This window comes from Oribacterium sp., from assembly GCF_057249185.1.
Genome location: NZ_DBHIGR010000083.1, coordinates 1 through 9,285 on the forward strand (window position 1 = coordinate 1; position 9,285 = coordinate 9,285).

Annotated in this window: 11 protein-coding genes; 3 read left to right on the forward strand and 8 right to left on the reverse strand. The window is 43.3% G+C overall.

The genetic code is table 11. The features are described 5' to 3' along the window. The 8 genes from ACO4PX_RS06025 to pth form a co-directional block, all read right to left on the reverse strand. The coding region (locus ACO4PX_RS06025; RefSeq protein ID WP_485571985.1) for an alpha amylase N-terminal ig-like domain-containing protein at positions 1–666 on the reverse strand (666 nt) is incomplete at its 3' end. Positions 667–746: 80 nt separating this feature from the next. Next, positions 747–1,277, reverse strand: coding sequence for a hypoxanthine phosphoribosyltransferase (hpt, locus tag ACO4PX_RS06030; protein ID WP_314667292.1), 531 nt, complete (start codon positions 1,275–1,277; stop codon positions 747–749). Between the two features lie 50 nt (positions 1,278–1,327). Beyond that, positions 1,328–2,437, reverse strand: coding sequence for a tRNA lysidine(34) synthetase TilS (tilS, locus tag ACO4PX_RS06035; RefSeq protein WP_485571986.1), 1,110 nt, complete (start codon positions 2,435–2,437; stop codon positions 1,328–1,330). Positions 2,438–2,553: 116 nt separating this feature from the next. Next, the gene (locus ACO4PX_RS06040) at positions 2,554–2,832 is read right to left on the reverse strand and encodes a septum formation initiator (RefSeq protein WP_242650879.1); all 279 of its coding nucleotides are present in this window, start codon (positions 2,830–2,832) and stop codon (positions 2,554–2,556) included. Between the two features lie 26 nt (positions 2,833–2,858). Beyond that, positions 2,859–3,098, reverse strand: coding sequence for an RNA-binding S4 domain-containing protein (locus ACO4PX_RS06045; RefSeq protein ID WP_007156667.1), 240 nt, complete (start codon positions 3,096–3,098; stop codon positions 2,859–2,861). 4 nt (positions 3,099–3,102) lie between these two features. After that, a complete protein-coding gene (locus ACO4PX_RS06050; RefSeq protein WP_007156668.1) occupies positions 3,103–3,375 on the reverse strand; it encodes an HU family DNA-binding protein in 273 nt (90 codons plus the stop codon). A gap of 180 nt (positions 3,376–3,555) precedes the next feature. Then, complete coding sequence (mfd, locus tag ACO4PX_RS06055; RefSeq protein ID WP_485571987.1) at positions 3,556–6,972, reverse strand: transcription-repair coupling factor; 3,417 nt, start codon at positions 6,970–6,972, stop codon at positions 3,556–3,558. Continuing rightward, entirely contained in the window at positions 6,965–7,558 is a 594-nt protein-coding gene (gene pth / locus ACO4PX_RS06060; protein WP_308578772.1) for an aminoacyl-tRNA hydrolase, read from the reverse strand. Before pth ends, mfd begins: the two co-directional genes overlap by 8 nt. A 469-nt stretch (positions 7,559–8,027) precedes the next feature. Between pth and ACO4PX_RS06065 the strand changes: the two genes are divergently transcribed. The 3 genes from ACO4PX_RS06065 to ACO4PX_RS06075 all read left to right on the forward strand — a co-directional run bounded on the left by ACO4PX_RS06065 (position 8,028) and on the right by ACO4PX_RS06075 (position 9,236). Further along, the gene (locus ACO4PX_RS06065) at positions 8,028–8,240 is read left to right on the forward strand and encodes a helix-turn-helix domain-containing protein (protein WP_008902116.1); all 213 of its coding nucleotides are present in this window, start codon (positions 8,028–8,030) and stop codon (positions 8,238–8,240) included. Between the two features lie 78 nt (positions 8,241–8,318). Continuing rightward, the gene (locus ACO4PX_RS06070) at positions 8,319–8,777 is read left to right on the forward strand and encodes a Csac_0668 family 2Fe-2S cluster-binding (seleno)protein (protein ID WP_485571988.1); all 459 of its coding nucleotides are present in this window, start codon (positions 8,319–8,321) and stop codon (positions 8,775–8,777) included. A gap of 141 nt (positions 8,778–8,918) precedes the next feature. Then, positions 8,919–9,236, forward strand: coding sequence for a DUF3801 domain-containing protein (locus ACO4PX_RS06075; protein ID WP_314328703.1), 318 nt, complete (start codon positions 8,919–8,921; stop codon positions 9,234–9,236). Positions 9,237–9,285 lie beyond the last annotated feature (49 nt).

Consider the following 9,285-nt stretch of genomic DNA (forward strand, 5'->3'; position numbering starts at 1 on the left):
GGGATCAATATGGTCGTAATCCTGGGTATCATATTTATGATTGGAGGGAGACACAAAGAGCGGATTGAAATAAAGAACCTCTACTCCCAAATGTTCCAGATAATCCAGCTTCTCCCAAACCCCTTCCAAATCGCCGCCATAAAAACGATGTACATCAAAGGACTCTACTGGCGCCTCCCAATCTGAAACCGATACCACGGGACGTCCCAGATAAATATACTCCCTGTCCTCTACATTATTCTTTCCGTCACTATTTCGAAAGCGGTCCACAAAAATCTGATACATAGTAGCGCCTTTAATCCAGTCCGGAACAAAAAAATCCGGAAAAATGGAAAAAGCATATTGTATGTCCAAATCTTCCGTCACCCCTAAACGGTTGTAATGGATGACCTCTTCTCCCTTTTCAATACGGAAATAATAATGTAAGGGTTTATCCTTCAGCTTGATTTCTATTTCATAGTAATCAAAATAGTGGTCGCTGCTTTCCAGCTTCATCGCATAAATCTGCTGTTCATCCGGAAGATAAAGCAAAACCCTGTCTACATCCTCTCTTAGGGTACGAAAACGAATGGTCACATCCGAAAAGGCCGGGCTCTCCTCCGGTTCCCGGTAGAACCCCTTTCCTATGCTGTATAAGGCCTCTCGATTGATTCCTCTTTCCTCCATTTCGGAAATCCTCCTTTACTCCCCCAATCCTGAAAAAGCGATACCGCCCTTCCCGAATTACAATCAAAGCTTCTAAAAACCTAAAGAATCACTTCTCCGATGTAGTTCAATGCTCTATACTTCTGAGCATAGTCAATGCCGTAGCCTACGACGAAAACATCGGGAACACAAAAGCCCTTGTATTTTACATCTACCTCAACTTCCCTTCTCTCCGGCTTATCCAAGAGAGTGCAGATTTCTAAGGAAGCCGGGTGTCTTTCCCGAAGCATATGCTCCAAATGATGCAATGTTCTTCCCGTGTCGATAATATCCTCCACCAAAAGAACATCCTTCCCTTCCAAGGGTTCATCCAGATCCTTTACAATCTTTACTACCCCGGAGCTTTGGGTTTGAGAACCGTAGCTGCTGACTGCCATGAAATCCATGGAAACTCGGGGATTGTTTAATTTTTTCGCCAGCTCACACATAAAGGGAGCTGCCCCCTTCAAAATACAGATTAAATGCAGGTCCTTTCCGGCATAGTCTCTTCCAATCTCCTCCGCCAGTTCACTTACCCGCTTTTCAATTTCCTCCTCCGAAAACAGTACTCGGATTTTTTCTTCTTTTTCCATATTGAGTCCCCCATTTACTATTTTCCTATAAAATTCCGGATTACATGATTTTAAAACTTTTCTAAAAGCAGTCGTTTTTGCTCCACTCTTGCCTGTACACCTTTCGGAAGAGAAAGCCTTCCACCGTTTCCCCTTTTCAACAAGTGGTCAATACCATGATAATGCAACTTTCCAAACTCTGTGGTACTGCCCCTTAACAAAAAGATGGCTTCCTTATAGATTTCTCTGCGAAAAAGCGCATTTTCCTTTTTTAATTGGGGAATGGACAGAGAAATGCTATTTCCCGAAGAGCTTTGCTCCCATTCTCCGTATTGCTCTATCCATTCTTTCGTCTTCTCTTGAAAATAGGCTTCCGTTTCCGAAAAAAGTTCTGCCGCCTCCAGCAAATGCTTTACCGCTCCGGCATTAACCTTCTCCAAAGCGGGTAAGATGTCCAAACGAAGATAATTTCTGGCATAGCTTTTGTCCCTGTTCGTGCTGTCCTCCCGATAGGGAATCCCCAATTCCTCCAGCCGCTTCAGAATCTCCTCTTTCCGTAAAGACAGGAGTGGACGAAGAAGGCGAATACCTTCAAGATTGGCTTCTTGATTGACTTCATGAATAACTTCATAATTAGCTTCATGATTGACTGCATAATGTGCTTCTTTTTCAGCCTCTGAGAGAAGCTCTTCCGCCTTCATGCCGCTAATTCCGGAAAATCCCGCCCCTCGAATCAAATGAAACAATATCGTTTCCGCCTGATCGTCCATATGATGCGCCAGGGCAATTTTTGTTTTTCGGTCGCTTTCCGCCTGCCAACGAAGGGCTTCTTCTTTTAAGGCTTTGTAACGAAGTGTCCTTGCCGCCTCTTCCAATCCCAGCTTATTTTCCTCGGCATAGTCCGGTACGGAACAAGTATATTCCAAAAAAGGCACTTGATATAGCTCTGCCTGCTGCCTTGAAAATGTGGCATCTTCTACAGCTTCATCCCCTCTGATGCCATGTTGCACATGCATGGCTCTAAGAGAAAAAGAAAGATGGTTCTGTAATTCCTTTAAAAAATACAAAAGATACATGGAATCCGCACCGCCGGAAAGAGCCAGCAAAATCTGCTCCCCTTCCCGTATCCACTGCTGTTTTTTCACTTGTAAAAATAGCTCGGTATCGATTCCTTTTCTCATTTTATCCCTGTATACAAAGGAAAAACGAAAGAAGAATCTTCCTCTTTCGCTTTTCTCTAATCCTAACCGTATGACATAGATAAAGTCTATGACATACGGTTTTCCTCTTTCAGTCTTTACTCTTTCGGCCTTACAATAATCTCATCCGGCATCTGCAATCCAAATATCTCTCTTGCCTCTTCCATGATATACTCTTTGGTCTTCACATAGACTTTTTTCTCTTCCAGAGCTTTAGCTCGTTGCTCTTCCTTACTGTACTCCTCAGCCAAACTCTCTTCCATAGCAAGATAATTTTTATTTTTCTCCGTAAGCTCTCTGCCTCGAACAAAAATAACAATAGCAAGAAGGGCTACCACCATGAACAATCCCAGGACAGTAACCCCATGTTTAAACACTTTTCTTTTCTGTTTCTCTTGCTTTCTCATAGATATTGAAATAGCTCTGCCGCCTCATCCTTTCGCACAGTCTCTTGCACCGACAATACCTTGGCTTCTACTGCTTTTTCTCCGAAACGAATGCTGATGACATCTCCTACCTTCACGTCGTAGGAAGCCTTCTGCACTTTCCCGTTAACAGATATTCGACCGGTATCGCAGGCTTCATTAGCAATTGTGCGTCTTTTTATGAGACGAGATACCTTCAAATACTTATCCAGTCGCATGAAATTAGTTCACGCGATCCTTTAAAGCCTTACCTGCCTTGAATCTTGGAGCCTTGGAAGCAGCAATCTTCATAGTCTCTCCGGTTCTTGGGTTACGTCCCTCTCTTGCAGCTCTCTCAGAAACATCAAAAGTTCCGAAACCGATAAGCTGAACCTTATCCCCCTTCTCTAAAGCCTCAGAAATGGCATCAAAAACAGCCTCAACTGCTAATCCCGCATCCTTCTTAGATAACTCTGCCTGCTTTGCTACTGCGGAAACCAAATCTACTTTATTCATCTTTCATCCTCCATAATCGCCGATTTTTCGGCGTAGTCTTGTTACTTGGGGCACAACTCCCCACATACGAGTGCATTATAACTTTCTCCTTTTCTCCTGTCAATGAAAGCCTTGTATTTCCATGGATTTCCTATGTTTTTTCTCTATTTTTGTAAAAAATTTGATAGTTTTTCTTTCTTTTTAAGGGGAAAGTGGGAGAAGCAGGGCTTCTGCTATTTCTTTTGCTTTTTCCATACTTTCCTGAATCTTGGGCAAATCCCGCAAATTCTTCTTTTTATATAAAAGCTTGGGACTCTCTCCATTTACAAATCGAATCTCCCCCCGGGACTGGGAAATCAAGGCAGGAATGGCAGCGGTATTGATTTTCGCCTTAGGGAAGAATAAAAAGTGAATTTCTCCCCTCTTGATCTTGCACTCCGTTACCCCTATTTTATGAAGCAAATTTCGAAGGCTTGCCACCTGGAAGAGATTTTCCACCTGATAGGGCAGGTCACCGTAGCGGTCTGTCAGCTCATCCTCCAAATCCATCTTCTCTTCTTCACTGCTTAAAAGGGCAATCTTTTGATAAGCCTCCAGCTTCTGTTCCTCATTTTCCATATAGCTTTCCGGAATAAAGGCGTCCAAATCCACATCCAGCTGGGTTTCAAAGTCCTCCTCTTCCTGCTTTTCTCCCTTTTCCAAAAGCACCGCATGGCGAAGCAGCTTGGTATAAAGCTCATAGCCCACCGCCTCCATGTGGCCGTGCTGCTCTGCTCCCAATACATTTCCCGCCCCGCGGATTTCCAGGTCTCTTAAAGCAATACGAATTCCGGAGCCCAGCTCCGTAAATTCCCGGATAGCCTTTAAGCGCTTTTCCGACTCTTCCGTAAGGCTTTTTCCTTTTTTATAAAGTAAAAATGCATAGGAGGTTCTGTTGGATCTTCCTACCCTGCCTCGAATCTGGTAAAGCTGGGAAAGCCCCATCTTATCCGCATCTTGAATAATCAGGGTATTGGCATTGGGAATATCCAGTCCGGTTTCGATAATGGTGGTGGATACCAGTACATCTATTTCTCCGGCAATAAAGGAAAGCATGATTTCTTCCAGTTCCTTCTCTCCCATTTGCCCGTGAGCATAAGCAATACGTGCCTCCGGAAGCAGTTTTTGCAGGCGAAGAGCGGTATCCTCTATGCTTTTCACCCGATTATGCACATAGTAAACCTGACCGTTTCGCCGAAGCTCTCTGGAAATGGCCTCTCGAATGGTGCCTTCCTCCTCTTCCATTACATAGGTTTGGATGGGAAGTCTGTCCATGGGAGCTTCCTCCAGTATGGAAAGGTCTCGAATTCCCACCAAAGACATGTGGAGGGTTCTGGGAATAGGAGTTGCGGAAAGGGTAAGCACATCCACATTTTCCTTTAAAGACTTGATACGCTCCTTATGCTGTACACCGAAGCGCTGTTCCTCATCCACCACCAAGAGCCCCAGATTTTTAAAATGCACATCCTTGGAAAGTAATCTGTGGGTTCCTACTACGATATCTATTCTACCGCCGGCAAGCTGTTCCAGCGTCTTATGGACTTCCTTTGGGCTTTGAAAACGGGAAAGGATTCCCACTTCCACCGGAAAGCCCTTCATTCTCTCCACAAAGCCGTTGTAGATTTGCTGGGCCAAAATGGTGGTGGGGCAAAGGTAGGCCACCTGCTTGGAGTCCTGCACCGCCTTAAAGGCTGCCCGTAGCGCTATTTCCGTCTTTCCGTAGCCCACATCCCCACAAACCAGGCGGTCCATGATTTTCTCACTTTCCATGTCTTCCTTGGTGGCTTCAATGGCCAGAAGCTGATCTCCGGTTTCCTCGTAGGGGAAGGCCTCTTCAAATTCTCTTTGCCAAACCGTATCCTTTCCAAAGGGGTAGCCTCTCTCCTCCTGCCTCTTGGCATAGAGAGCCAAAAGCTCCTTGGCGATTTCCCGCACCGCCCCCTTAACCTTGGACTTGGTTTTCTGCCATTCTGAACCGTTTAGGCGATTTAATTTCGGAGCCTTTGCCTCCTTTCCGGCATATTTCTCAATACCGTCCAATTTATTTACCGGCAAATACAGATTCCCCCCGTCTCCGTAGAGAATCTTTAAATAGTCCTTGCTAACGCCGTCCGTTACGATTCGCTCAATGCCCTCGTAAATGCCTATACCGTGGCTTTCATGCACCACATAGTCTCCTTTATGGAGCTCCGTCAAAGAACCGATATGGAGACTTTCCACCTGCTTTTTCTTCCGGCGTTTTCTTCCGGCAAGACTTTGCCCATATAGGTCCTGCTCCGTCATTACCAGAAGCTTTTCCTTAGGCAAATAAAAGCCTTTTCGAAGATACCGGGGCAATACCCTTATGCTTCCCGCATTTTCCGTGTCCTCTCCCTCTTCCCTGTCTTCGGACAGTCTATCCGGACAATAGGCGGAAAGCCCCTCTTTTCTTAACTCTTCCGCCAGACGGGAGGCTCTGCTTTGAGAAGGAGAATACAAAGAGATCCTCACCTTCTCCTTCTTATACTTTTCCATATCCCCCTTAAACTGGGCAAACTGCTTGCCGTAAAAGGGGATTTCTCTGCACTCCAAAGAAATGGATTTTAGCGGTTCTTTAAAGACCTCACTCCATTCGGAAATGCCTCCAAGGCTTGAGAAGAAGAAAATGGGGCGGGAAGCACATTCCTCCAGGAGAGTCTTCACTGAGAAAAGGTCTAAGGGTTTTTGATCCTTCTCCTGATTTGCTTCCGCTTCAGCCCTTTGGGAAAAATAGGCGATAAATTCCTCCTCTACCCTTTTTCCCTCTTCCAAAACCCGCACCGGCTCATCTACAATCACCAGACAATCCTTAGGAAGATAATCCAAAAGAGAAAAAGCCTTTAAGGAAGAGGGCTTTCCCTGCTCGGACACCGGGTAAATATTGGCTTCCTCCACCTGTTCCAAAGAACGCTGGCTTTCCAAAGAAAAATATCGAAGGCTGTCCACCTCATCATCAAAAAATTCTATTCTAAGAGGCTCCTCCATTTGGTTGGAAAAGACATCCAGGATTCCTCCCCTAAGGGAATACTCTCCTCTGCTCTCCACCTGGTCCACCCTTTGATATCCAAGGGAATGAAGACTGTCTTGCAAGCTTTCCAAAGAAAGAGTCTGCCCCAGCTGTACCGTGAACACCGCCTGGCGGAAGGCATTTTTTCCCTCCAACTTTTCCAGCATTGCCGGAAGAGTGGTCACCAGCACACCCTCTTCCTCCTCCACCAACTGTCTAAGACACTCGCTTCGCTCCCTGCTGATATAGTTTCCTCTGGTATCCGCCTTATAAAAAAGGTAGTCCTTCGCCGGAAAAAGCAGGCAATTCTCCGCAAAGATTTTCCCATCCTGCAAAATCTCCTTTGCCCGCTCCTCCGTCTTACAAAGGTAAAGAATCCATTTTCCCCTAAAGCAAAGAGCCAAAAGGGACTTTAGGGAGTCGGAAATTCCCTCCACAAACAAGGGCTCTTTCTTTTCCAAAGCCTCCGTAAGTTCAAAAAAAATCCGGGTTTTACTCGCCGGATTTTTCGGTAGAAGAATGCCCTCCTCCGGCATTTTTTCCAGATTATGCATCAGCCTCTTCCTTTCCCTTCTTCTTTTGGTTGAACTCGTTCATAGCCTGGTCTATGCCCTTTTCCACAATGGCAATGCAGGCTTTTGCCGCTCTCTCATAGGCATCTTCCATCTCCGCCTGTTCCTCCTTGGAAAATGGAGAAAGCACATGGTGGGCAAGATCTTCCTTCTCTCCCTTGGCACCCACCCCTAAACGGATTCTGGGAAACTCTTCACTATGCAGGTGGGCGATAATGTTTTTCAGCCCGTTATGCCCTCCGGCAGAACCCTTCTTCCGAATGCGAATGTCTCCGGGGGCAAAGGAAATCTCATCGGAGAGCACCAAAATCTGCTCCTTGGGAATCTTAAAATACTGAGCCAAAGGCACGATGGATTCCCCGGAAAGGTTCATATAGGTTAGGGGCTTTAAAAGAAGTACCTCTTCGCTGCCGATTCTGGTTTTGGTATAGGCACCACGAAATTTTGTGCTTTCCAAAGACAGGTTTCCCAGCTCCTTACAAAGCACATCTATCACCGCAAAGCCGGCATTGTGTCTTGTGCCCACATATTTTTTCTCCGGATTCCCTAATCCTGCAATTAACCACATTTTCTTCCCTCTCTCTATTCTTAAGCTCGATTAAAGCACAAGGCGTATTATAGAGGGTTTTTCCAAACGAATCAAGGTGGTAGCCTCGTAGCGAAGGACTATAAGCGATATAGAGCCACGCTCTGATGCAGTATGGACCTGTAAGAGGGGCACGCTCCCGCTAACTTCGCCTCGTAACGGATACTAAGCGAAAAACACAGTTTCTGTGTTTTTCGCAAGTACCGACGGGCTCAGATTGCCCCTTTTACAGGCCCATACTGCATCAATCGCTTTAGCTTTGGGATTCTTACAGTTCTTCACTGCTCTATGGTTCAGGGATTTGGAGCAGTTCCAAGTGGGACAAGGAAAAAAACAAGGACTATCTCAATAAATACTAACGCAAGCACAAGTATAAAATAGGCTAAAGTGACTTATCAGCCTATTTATGATATAATATATCTTAACAATAAAACGGATAAGGGGTAATAATATGGCAATTTCTTATAAACCATTATGGCACTTATTGGTAGAAAGAGAAATGAACAAAGAAGACTTAAAAAGAGCTGCAAACATAACAAGTAACATAGTTTCTAGAATGAGCAAAAACTCTTATGTGAACTTAGAATCATTAGAAAAGATTTGCCTGGCATTGGATTGCAGAATTGAAGATGTTATAGAAATTCATAGAAATGAGGTGGAATAAAATGAAGAAAATATTTTTTAGAAAGGAGGAAATAAAGTGAGTCAAGAAAATAAGATAAATCAATCTTGCTGAGGTTCAATACAAAAAACCACTGGTACAGTGGAAGAAAAAGCAAATTGCCCCAAATGTCACAAAAGAGGAGAAAAGGTTAAGAATATAACTGTAAAGCATATGGTATCAGAAAACCTTATGGGAAAGGTTGTAGATGAAGAAACTTACTATTTATGTATGAATGAAGATTGTGATGTCGTGTATTATAACTTAAACAATGAAAGAGTTTTTTATAAGGAAGATGTAAAAGTTCCTATATGGTTTAAAAAGGATGCAAATCCCAAATATATATGCTATTGCAACCAAGTTACAGAGCAACAAATTATAAACGCTGTTTTAGATGATGGTGCAAAGAATATTAAAGATATTATTAGACTTACAGGGGCAATGAAAAATGGAAAGTGCGAAATTAACAATCCTTTGGGAAAATGCTGTAGTCCTTTTATTCAAGAAACCATCAATAAGGCATTAAAAAGCAAACAATAGTTTGCGACAAATAATTTATAAAGTACGTCATAACAGTAATAAAATTAAAAATAATAAAAAACTATATAATTAAAATTTTAACGGTTCAGATGTAAAAGTCTGGGCCGCTTTTTTATTTTCCCCGGAAAGGAGGTCACCTATATGGTAAATGATGAAGTTAATAATAAGGCTATAAATATTGAGATAAAAGTGGCTCAGTATTCAGCAAAGGCTATTTTAAAAGCTATGAAAAAGATTATAGAAGATGCCGATGAAAAAAGCCAACCACTTGCAGATTATATTAGTGAAAAAAGAAAAACTAATTCAAGGAAACTTAAGGATATGGTAAAGAAAGGTAAGCTGGAAAATATTGATGAGCAAATCGAAAATAAATTCTATGCTTTTAAGGATTACGCATATAGGCGTAAAATAAATTGGGGGTTTGTTAGAGATAAAGATACAAGACTTTATATTATCTAAAATAGAAAAGGTATATTCACAAAGAATGACTGTATAAAATAAAAAGCAC

What these genes read in the sequence shown, in the direction of transcription:
- hpt (WP_314667292.1), bottom strand. Translation starts at nt 1,277, where the DNA reads ATGGAAAAAGAAGAAAAAATCCGAGTACTGTTTTCGGAGGAGGAAATT.
- tilS (WP_485571986.1), bottom strand. Translation starts at nt 2,437, where the DNA reads ATGAGAAAAGGAATCGATACCGAGCTATTTTTACAAGTGAAAAAACAG.
- ACO4PX_RS06045 (WP_007156667.1), bottom strand. Translation starts at nt 3,098, where the DNA reads ATGCGACTGGATAAGTATTTGAAGGTATCTCGTCTCATAAAAAGACGC.
- ACO4PX_RS06050 (WP_007156668.1), bottom strand. Translation starts at nt 3,375, where the DNA reads ATGAATAAAGTAGATTTGGTTTCCGCAGTAGCAAAGCAGGCAGAGTTA.
- mfd (WP_485571987.1), bottom strand. Translation starts at nt 6,972, where the DNA reads ATGCATAATCTGGAAAAAATGCCGGAGGAGGGCATTCTTCTACCGAAA.
- pth (WP_308578772.1), bottom strand. Translation starts at nt 7,558, where the DNA reads ATGTGGTTAATTGCAGGATTAGGGAATCCGGAGAAAAAATATGTGGGC.
- ACO4PX_RS06065 (WP_008902116.1), top strand. Translation starts at nt 8,028, where the DNA reads ATGGCAATTTCTTATAAACCATTATGGCACTTATTGGTAGAAAGAGAA.
- ACO4PX_RS06075 (WP_314328703.1), top strand. Translation starts at nt 8,919, where the DNA reads ATGGTAAATGATGAAGTTAATAATAAGGCTATAAATATTGAGATAAAA.